At 62.1% G+C, this 17,481-nt stretch carries 15 protein-coding genes, 1 pseudogene and 1 riboswitch; of the genes and pseudogenes, 5 read left to right on the forward strand and 11 right to left on the reverse strand.

From position 1 onward, the window contains the following. Positions 1–742: phosphomethylpyrimidine synthase ThiC (locus WD823_RS08345; protein WP_368429034.1), on the reverse strand; the 742-nt coding region annotated here is incomplete at its 3' end. Between the two features lie 55 nt (positions 743–797). Beyond that, positions 798–893: riboswitch (TPP riboswitch) on the reverse strand. Positions 894–1,048: 155 nt separating this feature from the next. Between WD823_RS08345 and WD823_RS08350 the strand changes: the two genes are divergently transcribed. From WD823_RS08350 to WD823_RS08365, 4 genes and pseudogenes are all read left to right on the forward strand, one after another. Beyond that, positions 1,049–1,702: a protein-L-isoaspartate O-methyltransferase gene (locus tag WD823_RS08350; protein WP_368429035.1), complete on the forward strand. Its 654-nt coding sequence runs from the start codon at positions 1,049–1,051 to the stop codon at positions 1,700–1,702. A 161-nt stretch (positions 1,703–1,863) separates the two neighbouring features. Continuing rightward, positions 1,864–2,186: pseudogene (locus WD823_RS08355) on the forward strand (rhodanese-like domain-containing protein). Positions 2,187–2,204: 18 nt separating this feature from the next. Next, positions 2,205–3,548 carry a TolC family outer membrane protein gene (locus WD823_RS08360; protein ID WP_368429036.1) on the forward strand — a complete coding sequence of 448 codons (1,344 nt, stop codon included), beginning with the start codon at positions 2,205–2,207 and terminating at the stop codon, positions 3,546–3,548. Further along, positions 3,545–3,961: a nuclear transport factor 2 family protein gene (locus WD823_RS08365; RefSeq protein ID WP_368429037.1), complete on the forward strand. Its 417-nt coding sequence runs from the start codon at positions 3,545–3,547 to the stop codon at positions 3,959–3,961. The genes WD823_RS08360 and WD823_RS08365 overlap by 4 nt, the downstream gene beginning before the upstream one ends. A gap of 195 nt (positions 3,962–4,156) precedes the next feature. Here the strand turns inward: WD823_RS08365 and waaA are convergent, their stop codons facing one another. Genes waaA through WD823_RS08380 form a run of 3 tightly spaced genes read right to left on the reverse strand, consistent with a single transcriptional unit; the run spans position 4,157 to position 7,580 of the window. Beyond that, a complete protein-coding gene (gene waaA / locus WD823_RS08370) occupies positions 4,157–5,428 on the reverse strand; it encodes a lipid IV(A) 3-deoxy-D-manno-octulosonic acid transferase (protein ID WP_368429038.1) in 1,272 nt (423 codons plus the stop codon). Then, a complete protein-coding gene (waaC, locus tag WD823_RS08375; RefSeq protein WP_368429039.1) occupies positions 5,428–6,444 on the reverse strand; it encodes a lipopolysaccharide heptosyltransferase I in 1,017 nt (338 codons plus the stop codon). The genes waaA and waaC overlap by 1 nt, the downstream gene beginning before the upstream one ends. Positions 6,445–6,452: 8 nt before the next feature. Beyond that, positions 6,453–7,580, reverse strand: a complete 1,128-nt coding sequence (locus WD823_RS08380) for a glycosyltransferase family 9 protein (protein WP_368429040.1) — start codon at positions 7,578–7,580, stop codon at positions 6,453–6,455. A 305-nt stretch (positions 7,581–7,885) separates the two neighbouring features. On the opposite strand from WD823_RS08380, the gene WD823_RS08385 reads away from it, so the two are divergent. Next, positions 7,886–9,028: a glycosyltransferase gene (locus tag WD823_RS08385; protein WP_368429041.1), complete on the forward strand. Its 1,143-nt coding sequence runs from the start codon at positions 7,886–7,888 to the stop codon at positions 9,026–9,028. Between the two features lie 6 nt (positions 9,029–9,034). Here the strand turns inward: WD823_RS08385 and WD823_RS08390 are convergent, their stop codons facing one another. The 7 genes from WD823_RS08390 to glnE all read right to left on the reverse strand — a co-directional run bounded on the left by WD823_RS08390 (position 9,035) and on the right by glnE (position 17,471). Beyond that, positions 9,035–9,808 (reverse strand): glycosyltransferase family 2 protein, encoded by a 774-nt coding sequence (locus WD823_RS08390; RefSeq protein WP_368429042.1) that lies wholly within the window; start codon positions 9,806–9,808, stop codon positions 9,035–9,037. A gap of 7 nt (positions 9,809–9,815) precedes the next feature. Further along, complete coding sequence (locus WD823_RS08395) at positions 9,816–11,054, reverse strand: O-antigen ligase family protein (RefSeq protein WP_368429043.1); 1,239 nt, start codon at positions 11,052–11,054, stop codon at positions 9,816–9,818. 1 nt (position 11,055) lies between these two features. After that, on the reverse strand, positions 11,056–11,931 hold the full coding sequence (locus WD823_RS08400) for a glycosyltransferase (protein WP_368429044.1): 876 nt from the start codon (positions 11,929–11,931) through the stop codon (positions 11,056–11,058). Beyond that, positions 11,928–12,980 carry a lipopolysaccharide heptosyltransferase II gene (gene waaF, locus WD823_RS08405; protein ID WP_368429045.1) on the reverse strand — a complete coding sequence of 351 codons (1,053 nt, stop codon included), beginning with the start codon at positions 12,978–12,980 and terminating at the stop codon, positions 11,928–11,930. The genes WD823_RS08400 and waaF overlap by 4 nt, the downstream gene beginning before the upstream one ends. Positions 12,981–13,191: 211 nt before the next feature. Then, complete coding sequence (locus WD823_RS08410) at positions 13,192–13,365, reverse strand: zinc-finger domain-containing protein (RefSeq protein ID WP_368429307.1); 174 nt, start codon at positions 13,363–13,365, stop codon at positions 13,192–13,194. Between the two features lie 94 nt (positions 13,366–13,459). Then, positions 13,460–14,383 (reverse strand): branched-chain amino acid transaminase, encoded by a 924-nt coding sequence (locus tag WD823_RS08415; RefSeq protein ID WP_368429046.1) that lies wholly within the window; start codon positions 14,381–14,383, stop codon positions 13,460–13,462. A gap of 103 nt (positions 14,384–14,486) precedes the next feature. Continuing rightward, a complete protein-coding gene (gene glnE, locus WD823_RS08420) occupies positions 14,487–17,471 on the reverse strand; it encodes a bifunctional [glutamate--ammonia ligase]-adenylyl-L-tyrosine phosphorylase/[glutamate--ammonia-ligase] adenylyltransferase (protein ID WP_368429047.1) in 2,985 nt (994 codons plus the stop codon). Between the last annotated feature and the right edge of the window lie 10 nt (positions 17,472–17,481).

Consider the following 17,481-nt stretch of genomic DNA (forward strand, 5'->3'; position numbering starts at 1 on the left):
TGATCTTCACCAGGAAATTGCGGCCGATGATCATCGGCTCGGATTCCGGGTGGTTGATGTTGTTGGGGATGATGGCGCGCCCGCGCGCGACTTCCGCGCGCACGAACTCGGGGGTGATTTCATCGGTCGCTCCCGGCATCCTGCCTCCCGCGACATTAGCACGTCCCTGTGCGTCAGAATGCGCGCCCCAATGCGTTCCGCGATGCTGCCGGAGGAGCTTGGCGTAGCGCGGATCTTTGCGCAGCTCGTTCAGCCGCAGGGTCTCGCGGATGGCGATGTATTCCATCTCGGGCGTGATCATGCCCTGGCGCGCGTAATGCATCTGCGAGACGTTCGCGCCCGGTTTGGCGCGCTGCGGCGTGCGAATGTGCTCGAAGCGCAGGCTCGCCGTCCTCGGGTCGCGGGCGCGCGTGCGGCCGAATTCGGAGCTGGGGCCGTCGAGCTGCACCGTGTCGTGGCGCTCCAGAATCCACGGCTCGCGCAGGGCCGCGAGACCGGCACGCAGGTCGATACGTGCCGCGGGATCGGTATACGGTCCGGAGGTGTCGTACACCGTAATAGGCGGATTTTCCTCGGCGCCGTGGCTCGAGGGCGTGGGGCTTAGCGTGACTTCACGCATGCCAACCTTGAGGTCAGGGCGCGAACCCTGCAGGTAAATCTTGCGCGAGGCCGGGAACGGACGGATGGCCTCGGCGGAAAGTGTGGAGGTCGGCTGCAGAAAATCTTTCGGGTTGGCGCTCATGGAACTACCTCTCTCAATACAAATAAACAAGGGTATGAGCGCGGGGTGAAACTGAAGAAGCGTCGGATAGCTTTCCTACGCCGGGATTAACCGGTTCAGGTTCGAAGGGTGTATCTCAGCTGGCCACCAGCCAGCACCCCTAGCTCACACAGATGGTTTCAAGCTAAAGGATTCGTGCAGGGATTGCAACCGCGGCCCCGGTTTATGATTGATATTTATGCTTCAACCTTGCGCGCCCCGGCCAAACTGCTTAGGCTAGTCAGCCCTTTACCCCAGTTTTTCGTGAGTTTTATGTCTATGTCCGCCATGAATTTCGATGAGGCGCGTCGGAACATGATCCAGCGTCAAGTCCGGACGTGGGAAGTAATCGATCAAACCGTGCTCGATCTCATCGCCCGCATGCCGCGCGAAGATTACGTGCCCGCCGCGAGCCGCAACATTGCTTATGTCGACATGAATATTCCGCTCGGCCACGGTGAGGTGATGCTGGCGCCGAAACTTGAAGCTCGCCTGCTGCAGGAACTGGAAATCGACCCGCAGGACAAGATACTCGAAATCGGCACCGGCAGCGGTTACATGGCCGCGCTGCTCGCGAACCTGTGCCGGGAAGTGGTGAGTGTTGAAATCCGCCCGGAATTTTCCGCCGCCGCGGGCAGCCGGCTGGCGCAGCACGGCGTGCGCAACGTCACGCTTGAAATCGGCGACGGCGCGCGCGGCTGGGACCGTCAGCCACCCTACAACGCGATTCTCATCACCGGGTCGCTGCCGATTCTGCCGCATGCCTTTCGCGATACCCTGGCTCCCGGCGGGCGCCTGATTGCCATTGTGGGCCAACATCCCGCGATGGAGGTCAAACGCATCCGGCGTCTTGATACGCGTTCGTTCCAGGAACAGTCGCTGTTCGAAACCAGCCTCCCGCCGCTGCGCAATGCCATCGAACCTTCCCGGTTCGTGTTCTGATGAATAGACAGGATTAACAGGATTTACAGGATCAAAAATTTTTAAGTAAAAATCTTGTTGGTCCTGAGAGAGAAATCATGAAAATCTACCGGGGTACTCCTCTGTGATCTCTGTGTACTCTGTGGCGAAAATTCATATTTCAGAGGTTTTGTAAACATTCCATGATCCGGCAAATGACCGTCAACGAGCTCGAGAAACGGCTTGGCGAGGACAACGCTCCGCCTGTCTTGCTCGACGTGCGCGAGCCGTGGGAATGGGACGCCTGCCGGATGCCGGGGGCCATCACCCTCTCCCTGGGCGAGATTCCGGCGCGCGCGGAGGAATTGCCCGCGACGCCGAGATCGTCGTGCTGTGTCATCACGGCATTCGCAGCGTGCAAGCGGTGATGTACCTCGAACGCGCCGGGTTAACCCATCTCCATAATCTGGTGGGCGGCCTCGACGCCTGGGCGCGCGAAGTCGACCCGATAATGCCGATCTACTGAGCAACCCGGCACGGAACGATGCTGACCCAGCGATTTTGCAAAGGCTTGCCGGTGCTGCTGGCGGCGTTGCTGCTCCTGCCGGCCGGCGCCAAGGCGGAGGACCTGGTCGCGGTTTATAATCTCGCGCGGCAAAACGATCCGAAATTCCGCGCCGCCGAATCCAATTATCTCGCCGGCTTGCAGAAACTGCCGCAGGCGCGCGCCACCCTGATGCCGACCCTCAACGCCCGCGCGGCGCGCGACCGCAACGACACCGAAACCGTCACCGACGCGTTCATTCCCGGACGGCCGTCGGGACGCTTCGAATTCTCCAGCTCGGAATATTCGCTCAGCCTCAGCCAGCCGGTTTACAACGGCGTGGTGTTCGCCGGGCTGAAGCAGGCGAAGGCCGAGGTGCGCCGGGCCGAGGCCGAGTACGCCGCCGCGGGGCAGGACATGATGCGGCGCGTGGCCGAGGCCTACTTCGGGCTGCTCGCGGCGCAGGACAGCCTCGATTTCGCCCGGGCCGAGAAGCGCACGATTCAGCGCCAGCTCGAATCGGCCGAGGGCCGGCTCAAGGTCGGCCTCACCACCATCACCGACGTGCACGACGCGCGGGCGCGTTATGAAATCGCCTCGGCCCAGGAGATCGAGGCCGATAACCAGTTACAGGACCAGCGCGAGGCGCTGCGCGAACTCATCGCCCGCGCCCCCGGGACGCTGTCGAGGGTGGGAACCGCCATGCCGCTGGTGACGCCCGAACCCGCGGACATCGACCAGTGGGTGGAGCAATCGGTGGCGCAGAATTATTCGCTGCTGGCGAAACGGGAAGCCGCGGAAAGCGCGCGCGAGGAAGTGAAGCGCCTGCAGGCCGGGCACTATCCCACGCTCGACCTGGTCGGCACGCGCACGCGCAATGACGCCGACGGCAGCATCACCGGCACCGGGATCCGCAGCGACAACACCGTGGTGGGGTTACAATTGAACGTGCCGCTGTATCAAGGCGGACTCGTCAGCGCGCGCACCGAGGAAGCGTCGCATCGCTTCGACGCCGCGCAACAGGAACTCGAGGCGAGCCGGCGCCAGATCGAGCGCAGCACGCGCGCCGCCTACCTCGGGGTGGCGGGCGGCGCGGCCAAAGTCACGGCCCTGTTGCAGGCGGTGACGGCCGGCGAATCCGCGCTGGCGGCCAAAACCGAGGGCTTTGCCGCCGGCGTCAACACCAATCTCGAGGTGCTGGATGCCAGCCGCGACCTGTTCCGCGCCAAGCGCGATCTGGCCTCCGCGCGGTATGATTACCTGCTCAACCTGCTGCGCCTGAAGCTGGCGGCGGGAACCCTGAGTGAAACTGACCTGGTGCAGATCAACGGATGGCTGCAATGAGCGAGGCCCGCTTCGACACCCCGCAGGAAGCCGAAAGCGCGTTTTACGCCGCGTTCATCAAGCGCGACGCCGACGCCATGATGGCGGTGTGGGCCGCGCACGAAAACATCAGTTGCATCCATCCGCTCGGTCCGATACTCCGGGGGCCGGAGGCGATTCGTGAATCCTGGGAAGCGCTGTTTCGCAACGCGCCGGACATGCAATTCATGATCAAAGAAAGTTCCCGCACCCAGAACGGCGAACTCGCGATCCATATCGTGGAGGAACACATCCGCATCAAGAACCGGGCGCCGGGCTCGCCGGTCCAGGCCACCAACGTTTATCGCCTGACCGAAAACGGCTGGCGCATGATATTGCACCACGCCTCGCCGTCGCCGCCCGAGTCAAAACCCGAGCCGCAGACGCTTCATTGAAAAGAACGAATCGACAGGATTTACAGGATTTACAGGATTAACAGGATTAACAGGATTACTTCAAAAACCACAAGACCAAAAGTATTTAACAAAACAAAGTGCGGTGACTAAAACTAGCGCGAAAAAATATACAGGATGCGATTAGTCTTGCAATTTCAGCTTTTTAATCCTGTTAATCCTGAGAATCCTGTCCATTTATTTAATTAGCTGTTCAATCAGGCGCATGTTGGCCGCGAGCGCGCCGCGGTTTTCTTCCACCATTTTTCTTCCGGCTTCGCCGGCGCGGTCGCGGCGGTTGGCATTGCCGAGAAAATCGGAAACCGCGGGCGCGAGCTGCGCCGGAGTCCTGATCTGCACGCCGGCCCCGCGCTCCAGCGTCATCAGGCTGATCTCCTGAAAGTTGAACATGTGCGGCCCGAAGACGACGGGCTTGCCCACGGCCGAGGCCTCGAGCAGGTTATGCCCGCCGATCGGAACCAGGCTCCCGCCGATAAAGGCGCAGTCGGCCGCGGCGAAAAACAATGGCAATTCACCCATGGTGTCACCGACCAGAATCTCCACCGCGGGATCCACGGCGCCGGGGGTGTCACTGCGCAGCGCGGTCTGAAATCCCTGCTTGCGGCATAATTTGGCCACCGAGGAAAATCGTTCGGGATGGCGCGGCACGAGCACCAGCAGCATGTCAGCAAATCGCGGTTGTTGCTTCAGCTCCGCCAGCGCCGCCAAGACCATCTCTTCCTCGCTGGCGTGCGTGCTCGCGGCCAGCCACACCGGCCGACCCTGTCCCCAGGCCAGCCGCAGCACTTCCGCGGATTCCCGCAGGCTCGCGCCGCCGTTCAGCTCGAATTTGATGCTCCCGGTCACCTCCACCGACTCCGGCGCCGCCCCGAGAGCATACAGCCGTTCCGCGTCCGCATGCGATTGCGCCGCAAAACGGTTCACCTGCTGCAATGTCGTGCGCACCAGACCGGCGAATCGCCGGTACTTGTCCGTCGAGGGCAATGACAGGCGCACGTTGGTGACGAACACCGGAATGGAACGCTCACGGCACAGATGAAAAATATTCGGCCACAGCTCGGTTTCCATGATGATCGCCAGCGCGGGCCGGGTACGGTCGAGAAAGCGGCTGACCGCCGAGGGATAGTCGTAAGGGACGTAACAATGCGCCACCGAATCGTCGAAGAGTTGCCTGACCTGCGCCGAGCCGGTTGGTGTCATGGTGGTAATGAGTATTGTGTAATCGGGATAACGTGACATGAGTTCACGCACGAGCGGCACGGTCGCGCGCACTTCCCCGACGGACACGGCGTGAATCCAGATGACGCGCGCGGTCGACAGCGGCGCGATGAATCCGAAACGCTCCTTGATTCGTTTCCAGTAATCCGGGTTGCTCAGTCCGCGCCAGCACAGGCGCACCAGCACCAATGGCAGCAGCAGACGCAGTAACCATATATATAAGTCACGCATCACACGACCTTCAATTCCGTCAGCGCCTGCCAGACCGACTCCGCATTGGGAATCTGCCGGGAATCGCCTACATTACGCACCCGTTCCGGCCGGGCCGCGACCACGCCGGTGAGCGTCGGCGAGGTGTCGGTAAAAATCGCCACCGTCGGGCGCTCGAGGGCCGCACTAAGGTGCACCAGCCCGGTGTCCACGCCCACCACGGCCGGCGCGCGGCCCATGAGCGCGGCCAGTTCGCGCAGGCCCAGCCGCGGCAATACGACGGCATTCGCCAGTTGCTGCGCAAGCTTTTGGGCATGCCGCTGCTCATCCGGACTTCCCCACGGGAGTAACAACGGCATTCCCCGGCCGGCCAGTTTATTTCCCAGTTCAATCCACTGCGCGTCCGGCCAGCGTTTGCTGGCACGGCTCGTGGCGTGCAACCCGACGATGCTTTTTCCGGGAACGGAAAATGGAGATGTTATCTCGGGGGGGCGGATGCCGTAATCGGGTGGGCTTTGCGGCAGCGGATATCCCAATGCCTGCGCGGCGAGATCGCGGTTGCGTTCGACCGCGTGGCGCCCGCGCGCGACGTGAAATGCCTGATCGTAAAAACACGCGGCCAGCGATTCACGCGCCGTGGTTCGGCCCGGCCCGCGGGTCGGGCCGCGTGCCAGGCGCGCCAGCAACGCGCTTTTCAACAATCCCTGAGAATCGAGCACGATGTCATAGGTTTTGGTCTGAAGATCACGGCGGAAACGCGCGATATCGCGCCACGTGGCGGGTGCCATCAGTCGACGACGCCAACGACGCATGCCCACGGGGATCACCCGCCGGACGCGAGGATGCATGGCCGGGATGTCGGCAAAATCTTCCTCCACCACCCAGTCTATTTCAGTCCCGGGTGACTGCGCGAGCATGTCCGCCACCACCGGCAGATTGTGGACGACATCGCCCAATGAAGAAGTTTTAACGATCAGCAGCTGCATGCCCTGCCAAACCCGATCGGTGCACGCGCGACGCGGACGGATGCCGGCCAATCGTTATCCTACTGTCGGCCACTCTGCCTCCCGGCACCGTCAGCCAAGGCCTGCTCCACCGCGGTGATCACCATCGCCGCCGGAAGATCGTCCAGGCAACGGCTGTAACTTTCCTTGTGCCGCTCGCATCCCTCCATGCGGCACGGCATGCATTCGGCGATCCCCTGCACCAGCAATACATTGCCCGCGTGCTGCCAGGGGCGGTTGAGCATGGCATAGGGGCTGGGATCGCTGTTTCCGTGCGCCGGCCATGGTCCCCACTTCACCGGGTTGGTCGGCCCGTAGATGGCCACCACTGGCACACCCACGGCGGCCGCCTGATGCGTCACGGAGGTATCCGGCCCGACAAAGATCGCCGCGGAGCGCAGCAACGGCGTGATCGCGCCGAAGCCGGTCGTACCCGCCAGGCTTGCCACACCGGTGTCAAACGACTTAGCAAGTGAAGCACAGAACGCGCGCTCGTCCGCGTCCGGACCTCCGGTCAGAACGACGTCGAGTCCTCGAGTGCGGAGGTGCGCGATGAGCGCGACCCAGCCCGCGCGGGTCCAGCGCTTGTAACGCCACATCGGGTAAGGATGCACCACCGCGTACGTTCCCGGGGCCAGGGTTTGCAACAGGTGGGGACGGACCGCGTCCGCGGCATTCGGAACTTGCGGCGGGACCACTTCGTAATGACGGGCGATCGCAAGCAAATCGGCCAGACGCAGGTTTTGCACGACCGTGTGGGTGGTCACGTCGTCGAGCACCGTCACCGCCTCGCAGGACCAGCGTTTCCACGCGCTCTTCCAGCCATTGTCCGGGACGATGCCGATACGCCGGGACGACGCGAGCAGCGCATAAAAATGCCCGCGGTCGTTGGCCTGGGTGGTGAGCGCCAGATCGTAACGGCGAAAAATGCGCCGCGCGAGCGCGCGGTAACCCGCCAGGTCGGGATGCTCGTCGCTTTCGATGACCGTATTGCAATCCGGATTGCCTTCGAGCATTCCACCCTTGTTCGTGTACACCAGTGCGTCGATGACCGCCGCCGGATAAGCGCGCCGCAACGACCTGAGCAACGGCGTTACCAGCAGCACATCGCCGACCTGTCGGGTCGCGATGAGCAGGATGCGTTGGGGAGCCGCGGCGGTCGCCGTCATGGTTGACGCCCGTGCGGTTTCGGGTTTCGGTGTATCAACGGGTGCGCACCGTCTCGCGACCGGGACGATTCGGCCGGCAAATAATGATCGGCGAATTCCATGTTAATTTTTCTTGCACGCATGCCGGGCTTGATTTGATTGTAGAGACAGCCACCATGGCGCATCGATTCTCTTCATAATAAGGCCGGCGATATTCACGGCATGCCGGGAACTGTGTACACTCCGGTTCCTTCCCTATTGTAACTGATCGTCGTCGCGTCACGATTCAACACGCGACGGTCGTGCCAAGGCGGCGTGGCCCGGACATGGACAAAGCTGAAACCCTACACGTTGTCGAGCCCACGCTGCAGGATGAGACCGGTCACTGTCTCAGTTTCCTCGAATCCGTATTCCTCGCGAGGGACCGGCCTTTTCCGGTTGTCTTCTGGGTGGGCCGCAAGGCCCGCCTGCGGCATTTCGTGGCGTCAGGCGCGAGCGTCCGGCCCTATTTTCACCGGCGATTCCGCAAGCTCCAAGCCTTTCTGCTCTATCGCGCTTTGCTCGCCGGGACCGGGCGGTTGTTCCTCCCGACCGCCGGGAGAACCGACCTGATCCTGCTCCATTGGGCCGCGAGAAAACCGATACCGCCCGGAAAGGTGATCCTCTATTTCCACTGGCTGCGTTCCTCACCGGAGCGGTTGCGTTCTCTCGCGCGGTTGGCGCGGAAGCAGCCGCAGCTGACGGTACTGGGGCCCACCGAAACCGTGGCCAAAATCCTGCGCGACAGCGGTTTCGCCGATGCGCGCATGGCTCCGTATCCGCTTACGCCGCATCCGTTTCCCCGCGCCGTTCCGTTCACGCATGTGCTCTATGCCGGGGCCGCGCGCCAGGACAAGGGGATCGCGGCCGTCGTGGATTTTGTCGCGCGCCTCGCCGCCTCGGGATCAAATCTGCCGGTCATCGTGCAGACATCGCCCGACCACCAGCACCGTTACGATTCCAAAACCGCGGACGATCTCGCACGGCTGGAGCGGATCGGCTATCCGCGCCTGACGATCCGGCCGGAAACCCTGTCGAAGGAAGATTACGCCGCGCTTTATGCCGGGGCTGTCTGTTTGCAACCGTATCGCCGGCAGGATTTTAGCGACCGCGTGAGCGGCATCACGCTGGATGCCCTGTCGTTGGGCGCGCCCGTCATCACGACTGCCGGCACCTGGATGGGTCGGCTGGTGGAGCGCTACGGAGCCGGACTGACCGTGAAGGATTTCTCACCGGCATCGCTCCAAGTGGCCGTGGAAACCGTCCGGAAGCAGTACGACGTCTACGCCAGCCGCGCGTGCGAGGGCGGTGCCGCCCTGCGTGTGGAGCACAGCGGCCAACACCTCATGGATATTTTCACCGAAAAACCGGGATCATCGCCGGCGTCAGCCGGCGGCCGGCGCGGCCTGGCTGCTCATCCGCCCGGGTGAACCGGGTCACCGATCGTCGATGCGCGTGCCGATCGTCTGCTCCAGGTACATCAACTTCAGATAGCGGTAGTAGGACGACTGCGCGCCGGCAACCGCCAGGATGATGCCCTCGCGACCGTCCAGGAAACCGCGGCGGAACAGATACGCGCGCACGAATGACCACAGACCGTGTGTCAGGGCGCGCCCTATACCGCCGCGACGCCCTTTCTGATACATGGCGCGCGCGCCGGCGCTCGTATACCGATTGAGTTTTTCCAGCAACTGATCGAGGCTATGATACGCGAGATGTGACAACGGATTCACGAGCCTTCCGGGATGACCGTCGAACAGCAACCGTTCATGGACGATGTCATCGCTGAAGCGCGCCGCGGTTCGCCGGAACAGGCGCGCCACGTAATCCGGCCACCAATCGCCATGGCGGATTTCACGCCCGCAAAAGACCGACAGGCGCGGGATTTCGAATGCGCTCACCCTGCCCGGTTCGCGCAACGCCGCCTGAATCTCCGCGCGCAAATTCCCGGTGACCCGCTCGTCCGCGTCCAGCGACAGCACCCATTCGCCGGTCGCATGAGTCAGCGCGCGATTTTTCTGCGCGCCGAAGCCCTGCCAGTTGGCGTTGACGTGGACCTGGCCGGTGTACTCGCGGCATATGCTCACGGTACCGTCGGTGGAACCCGAATCGAGAACGACGATCTCGTCCGCCCACCGCACGCTCTCGAGACAGTCGCGGATGTTGTCGGCCTCGTTGAGCGTGATGATGACGACGGAAAGTCTGGCCATTACCGGTTCACACGGATTCCGGCGTTGAGGGCGTGGCGCGGCGGCGCGGCAAGGCCGCGAACACCACGCCGGCCATCACGGTATAGACCTTGCCCTCGTGGGTATAAAGCAGCGAGGTATTGAACAGCCCCGCCACCGCCATCATCGCCACGATGCCCTGCGCCAGCACCCGCCAGTCCGGTGTCAGGGCCGCGGTTGCCCGCCACTGGCGGATTAGCATCACGAGATAAACCACCAGTCCCGCCAGGCCCAATTGCGTCGCGATCATGAGATATTCATTGTGCGCGTCGGAAAGCTTGATTGTCTCGCGGCCGGAGACAAGCTCGGCGTATTCCTTTTTCCAGCTCCCCGTGCCGCCGCCGAAAACGGGATGGCGCGCGATCAATGTCAAAGTATTGAGGTAATGCTCGAGACGAAGACTGACGCCGCCCTCGGTACTCGCGTTAGATTTTCGATCGACGGAGGAACTGAATTCGTGAATCTCATTGACGGCCAGATGCACGCGCTCCTCGAACACGGCGGACGTGGCATACAGCAAACCCACCAGCGTCACGGCCAACAACGACGCAATCATGGCTCCGCGCCAGCGCCACTGCTGCAAGCACAGCGCTCCCACGAGCACGAAAAACACCACCCAGCCGGTGCGTCCCGAGGTCATGAAAAACAGATTGTAGGCGGTAAGTACCGCGCCGAGCACGCACGGCCAGCGCCAGCGTGGATGGCGCAGCGCCCAGCTCAATAGGAGATAGAGCAACAGGGCCATGAGCACCCCGTGAAGGATGTGGGTCTTGGCGATGGAATAATCTTCGGCAAAGGCATCCGGAGGCAAAAGTCCGAGCAATTTTGCGTAGGAGAGCAGCAGCACGAACCCCATCGAGACCACGAACGACGCGTACGCGCGTGTCCGCCACTCGGTCTGGTCCAGGATAGAAATCACGACCGGAATGTACAGCAGCTTACTGTACTTGCCGAGCACGGCGCGGACGTCCTCAAACCCTGCGCTCGAATAAAGCCCACCCAGGCATAGCAGCCCGAAGAACACGATCGCGTAACGTGCCACCGGATTCTCCCAGATTCGGAATAGCTTACCGGCCCAGTCACCGGTGGCGAGCCAGGCCAGAACCGATAGCGAGCTTGCCACTGCAAAAAGGGTTGTCGAGAACGGCAATGAGAATATGGAAATCACGGCCAGGCCCTTGCCCGTCGCGTCGATTCGCCGTGACCAGACGGTGTCACGCCAGGCCATGCTAGGCGCCCTTTACGATCCGGTAATGTCGCTTGCTCAATTCCCAGCCGAAGGCGCGCTCCAGCGACATGAGCCACCGGTGCTTGCGCTCGCGTCGCGTCGGCGAATGGCCGGGGTCCGGAACGAACGAGGTTTCCACTTCGCGCGCCAGCCAATCCCGCATGATTGCCGGATGCGTGCCCTCAAAACAGCGCAATGCCTGCGGATCGATGGTGTAGGAATTGAACGCGGGCGGCGCGTGGCCCCAGTAGCGGCTGACGCGCTGGATTTTTTCGCGCATGCGATCCTGCCGGCGCGCATGACCATAGTGATAGATATGGGCACCGGCCAGCGCCGCATACGGGTAGCGTCCGCGCTTATTGTGATCCATGACGACAAAAAACAGGCCGTCGGGCGAGTAGTTGCGAATGCTGTTCCGGATGATGCGCGGCGCCCGGCGGTACCAGCCCGGACTGACCGCGATCCATTCGCTGCCGCCGAAAAAATGGTAATAGTCGAAAACCAGGGCTTCGACCCCGGGATTGTCCGCGTGCCGCTCCATGGCGGCCCGGATCGCAGGCAAATCGCTTTCGTGCACCACCTCATCCCCTTCCAGGTAAAACGCCCAGTCACCGGCGCAATTGAACTGCGCGATCATCTTCTGTTGCGCGTAGACGTATCCCCGGTCGGTCATGGACTCATTCCACTGCGTCTCGATCGTGCGCAGCTTGGGCTCCTCCCGCGCCAGCGCGCGCAGGCGCTCCGGCGTGTCGTCATCGCCCCGCGCCACCGCCACCACGAACTCGTCGCAAATCGGCAGCACCGAGCGGATGCTTTCGATGAAGGGATAGCCGAGCAGCGTGCCATTGCGCACGAAGGTGAACCCGCTGACTTTCATGGTCTGATTTCCACCGCGGTGCCTTTCGGCCCGGCCAGGCGGTAAAGCGTATGGAGCACGGCGGCGGGCATGATATCACGCAGACATCGATAATGACCGAACGGGCACTCGCGCTCGAAACAGGGACTGCACTCGACACTCAGATACAAAATCGACGCCTCCTCGCTCATGGGCGGGGTGTGACCGGGGTCGGTCGAGCCGTAGATGGCAATCAACGCGCGCCCCAGCGCCGCCGCAACGTGCATGAGTCCCGAATCGTTGGTCACCACCGCCGTGGTCAACGACATCAGGTCAATCGCCTCGCTGAGCGTGGTCTTGCCGCTGAGATCGAGGCAGCGATTTCCGGTCAATGACTGAATGGCGCCGGATACCGGGGCATCGTTTTCCGATCCGAACAGCCAGACCTCCCAACCCTCATCGAGTTTCGCCTTGGCCACGTCGGCGTAATATTCCGCGGGCCAGCGCTTGGCCGGACCATACTCCGCGCCGGGGCACAGCCCCAACACCGGCTTCACCGGCAGGCTCCTCACCAGCCGCGCCAGCGCCATGCGGGCCTTGTCGACGTCCGCGCGGATCCGCGGCGACGGTATTTCCGGGAGCGGCTCGTCCGGCGCGAGCGCGAGCGCGACGAACCGGTCCACGGTGCGGGGGAATTTATCCTGATCGAGTCGGCGAATATCGTTGAGCAGTCCGTAACGCAGTTCACCGGTAAATCCGGTGCGCACGCGGGCGCGCGCGGCAAAAGGAACCAGCGCGGATTTGAATGAATTGGGTAAAACGATGGCGCGGTCGTAGCGGCGCTTACGCAGCTGGCGTCCGAGCCGCAGGCGCGCGCCGAGTTTCAATTCGCCATGGCCGATGTCCAGCGCGATGGCCTCATCCACTTCGGGCATGCGCTCGAGCAGCGCGCGTGTCCAGCCCGGGGCAAGGACTTCGATTCGGGAACCGGGATGACGCTGTTTAAGGAAAATAAACAGGCTTTGCGCGAGCACCATGTCGCCGACCCAGGCCGGGCCCACGACGAGGAAACGTTCTGCCAGGCTTGCCACGTGGTTGTTAATTTAATTATCACGCATGACGAAAGAATCTTCGTAACTGATCATCCGGCCATTAACATTCGAGTCGGCAAGATTCTAGGCAGTACCAGAGTCGGGTTCAACCGGAAAAAGAAAAGCAGAAAATTAACTGACTGGAAATAACCCGCCCAGCAACAAAAAAATACCCCTAGGGACAGGCGCCAGCCAGGACCAGGCGCAGGAATCAATCCTTGAGCACGAACACCGCCCCGCAATACATGCAGCGCTCCTCACCGCTGTTTTCGATCGGGAGATAGACGCGCGGATGTGAATTCCACAGCGACATGCCGGGCATGGGACAGGAAAGCGGGAGATCCGCGCGCGTGACCTCATAGCGGTTCTGCGCGTTGGGCTCAATGTTGCCGCTGTCGGACTTTGGCGTGCTTGTCGTTTTGTGTACCAATGACATTCTCCTGACAAGTGCTGAGGACTTAGGACTTAGCACTCAGTCCTCACCCGACCGGCGTCAGCCACTCGGGATATTTCGCACCGCGTCCGTGCACGATTTCGAAATAGAGTGACTGAAGTTTCTCGGTGACCGGTCCACGCTTACCGGGCCCGATGGTGCGGCCGTCGAGTTCGCGGATCGGGGTCACCTCGGCGGCGGTGCCGGTGAAGAAGGCCTCGTCGGCGATATAGACCTCGTCGCGCGTGATGCGTTTCTCGACCACCTTGACGCCGAGATCGGCGGCCAGCTGAATGATGGTGGCGCGGGTGATGCCGTCGAGCGCCGTGGTCAGATCCGGGGTATACATCACGCCGTCACGCACGATAAAAATATTCTCTCCGCTGCCCTCGGAGACATAGCCTTCGGTGTCGAGCAGCAGGGCTTCGTCGCAACCGGCGGAGAGCGCCTCGCGAAAGGCCATCATGGAGTTCATGTAGTTGCCGTTCGCCTTGGCGCGACACATGGTGATGTTGACGTGATGCCGGTTGATGGACGCCGTGCGCACGCGAATGCCGTTTTTCTGGCCGTCTTCACCCAAATAGGCGCCCCAGTTCCAGGCGGCGATGATGACGTGCACCTTGAGGTTGTCGGCGCGCAGGCCCATGCCTTCGGCTCCGTAAAAACACATCGGGCGGATGTAGGCCGAATCCAGTTTGTTGCTGCGCACCGACTCGCGCGTGGCCTCGATCAGCGTGTGCTTATCGTAAGGAATCTTCATGCACAGGATATGCGCCGAGCGGAACAGCCGGTCGATGTGCGCCGCCAACCGGAAGATCGCCGGGCCCTTCGGCGTTTTGTACGCGCGCACGCCTTCGAACACACCCATCCCGTAGTGCAGCGTGTGGGTCAGCACATGGGTGGTCGCCTCGCGCCACGGCACCAGCTTGCCGTCGTACCAGATGACGCCGTCACGATCCGCCATCGACATCTTTTATATTCTCCAAAAAGCAATAGACAGGATTAACAAGATTAAAGAATTGATCTGGAGTAATCCTGTAAATCCTGAAAAATCCTGTTAATCCTGTGAATTCTTAATTCATCACTTCATCCCAGATCTGCCGCACTCTTTCCGGCCAATCGCCCAGTTCCGCGGGGTCCGTGAGCGACCCGCGTTCCATCAGCTTTAACCGATGCTCCACGAGGAGGTAACGCCGGTAAGCCTCCGCCAGCAACCGCGCCTGCCTGGCTTCCAGCAGACCCTCCGTTTTCAACGCTTCCAATATGTGGATATTGTCCGTGTGGCGAGTCAGCCCGGGATGATCGTGCGCCCACCGAAGGACCCAGTATTGCACCATAAATTCGATATCGACGATACCACCCGGGTCGTGCTTAACGTCCGCCTGCGGCGTGTCGTGACGCGCCTTCTCGGCTGCCATCTTTTCCCGCATCTTCCGCACCTCGGCTTTGAGCGCGGCCTCGGCGCGCGGGCGGCACAGGATCTCCTCCCGGACCCGGGAAAATTCCCGCGCCAATTTCTCGCTTCCGGCCACCGGTCGCGCCCGGACCAGCGCCTGGTGTTCCCAAGTCCAAGCTTGTCGCGATTGATAGTCGCGAAAGGCCGTGAGACTCGTCACCAGCGGGCCGCTTTTCCCGCTCGGACGCAGACGCATGTCCACTTCATACAGAATCCCCCCGGGTGTGCGGGCGGTCAGGACATGGATCAGCCGCTGGCCGAGGCGGGCAAAAAACGCCTCGTTCGGGAGCGAGCGCGGCCCGCGGGTGGCGCCTTCCTCGCAAGCTTCATAGAGGAAAATCATGTCCAGATCGGAACCGTAACCGAGCTCCCGGCTGCCCAGCTTGCCGTAACCGATGACGGCAAAAGCGGGAGGGGTTTCCGTTCCCGGGCAATGCGGCGCGCCATGCTTGCGCTCGAGATCGCGCTGTGCGATCTCGAGCCCCGCCGCCAATACGCATTCGGCCACCGTGGCGAGCGCCGCGCCGGTCTGCTCCGGCGCCTGGCCCGGGACGAACTCCGAGACGATTTCGTCCCGAGGCTCCGGGCTGACCGGGAAAGCGGTTGCATCGGCCCGCTTGTGATCATGGCCCGGAGCACGGACATCCCGGGCCAGATCGGCGGCCGCCACGCGCAGCACGTGACCGTGACGAAACTCCCGCAAGGCCTCCATCTGCCATTCCATATCCTCCACGGGAATCTGGTCCAGCCTCTGGCGCAATTCTTTCCGCAGTGCGTCGGACGTGGGTAACTCATGCAACGTCGGATCGAGCAGTTCATCGAGCAGGATCGGGTGCTGCGCGATCCAACTCGCAATCCAGGGGCTTGCGCCACCGAGCCGCACGAGCTGGGTGAGCACCTGCGGATTTTCGCTGATCAGGACAAAATAAACAGTACGCCGGCCAATGGACTCGAGCAGGTTGACGAGTCGCTGCAGCGTCATGAGCGAATCGGCGCTCGCGCCTGCCGCTTTCAGAATTAACGGCACTACGCGGTCCATGCGCGCGCGGGCGCCGGTGGAAAACGCGGTGTACATCGGTCCCTCGCGCAGCGCCTTGATCAAATCCAGCGCTGCTTCCGATTTCTCATAGCCATGTTCACGCAGGATTTCTTTTGCGACATCGTTCTCGACCGTTCCCTGCCATACGGATGCAAGCTTGCCGGCTTCGTGCTCACCAGCCGCTTCATTTCCGGTGCGAAACAGCCGCGCAAAGTGACGATGCACGCGATCACGGTGGCGTTCGAGTTCGTTGTTGAAGCTGCTCACCTCGGAGAACCCGCTGGCAAAGGCAATTCGCCGCTGCGAGGTTTCGTCCGTGGGCAGCTGCTGGGTTTGCTGGTCGGCGACCATCTGCAGGCGATGCTCGGTATTTCGCAGAAAGATATAGGCCTGTGCCAGTTCATGCCCGGTACCGGGCTCCAGGGAACCCGCCGTGACCAGACGCGGCAGCACCGTGAGCAGTCCGCGTTCCTGCAACTGCGGCTCGCGGCCGCCGCGGATCAATTGCTGCGTCTGGGCGATGAATTCAATCTCGCGGATACCGCCGCGCCCGAGCTTGATGTTGCCCTGCATGCCCTTGCGCGACATCTCCTGCTCGATCATGCCCTTCATGCCGCGGATTGATTCGATCGTCCCGTAATCGAGGTACTTGCGGTACACGAACGGCTTCAGCGTATGGAGCAATTCCTCGCCGGTCTCCCGACTACCGGCAATCACCCGCGCCTTGATGAAGGCGTAGCGTTCCCAATCACGCCCGTGCGTCTGGTAGTAGTGCTCCATGGCGGCGTACGAAAGGGCCAGTGGGCCGCTGGCGCCGTTCGGCCGCAGGCGCATGTCGACACGGAATACAAAACCGTCAGCGGTGTTCTCGCTCAGTGCATTGATGAGTGACTGACCGAGGCGGACAAAAAATTCGTGGTTGCTCAGCGCCTGCGGACCGTTGGTCACTCCCTCTTCCGGGTAGGCGAAGATGAGATCGATGTCGGAGGAAAAATTGAGTTCCTGCCCGCCGAGCTTGCCCAAAGCCAGCACCACCATTTTCTGGGGTTTACCGCTGTGTTCGCCGCGTGGTTCACCGGCTTTCGCGCAGGCCCAGACATGGAGCTTTTCCAGTGCCTCGTGCACGCAGGCATCGGCAAACTCCGACAACGTTGCCAGGGTTTCAGGAAGATCGGCCCATTCGGCCAGGTCACGCCAGGCGATGCGCAGCATCTCGCGTCGGCGCAACACCCGTAACCGAACCTTGAGCGCGGCTTCATCGGCGGCGTTCGCCAGCTCGCGCACGACGCGCCGCGTGAGTTCACCCGCCTTGTAGGCACGCAGCAGATCACCGGACTTGAGCAACTCTTGCAGCACTTCCGGATGCTGCGCACAGAGGCGCGCGACAAATTCACTGGCGGCGAATACCCGCGGCAGTAACGGCACCCACGTCTCGTAATCGCGGGGCGGCAGGTGTGCCAGTTGCTCGCGCAAGGCATGCCAGTAGTTCTCTACCCTGGCTCGCAACGGGATCGGAATCTTTTCTTGGGCGAGATCGAAGAGGTGTTGGGCGGAATCGGTCATGGCCATGGCC

It is taken from the genome of Sulfuricaulis sp. (assembly GCF_040901545.1).
Lineage (GTDB): Bacteria > Pseudomonadota > Gammaproteobacteria > Acidiferrobacterales > Sulfurifustaceae > Sulfuricaulis.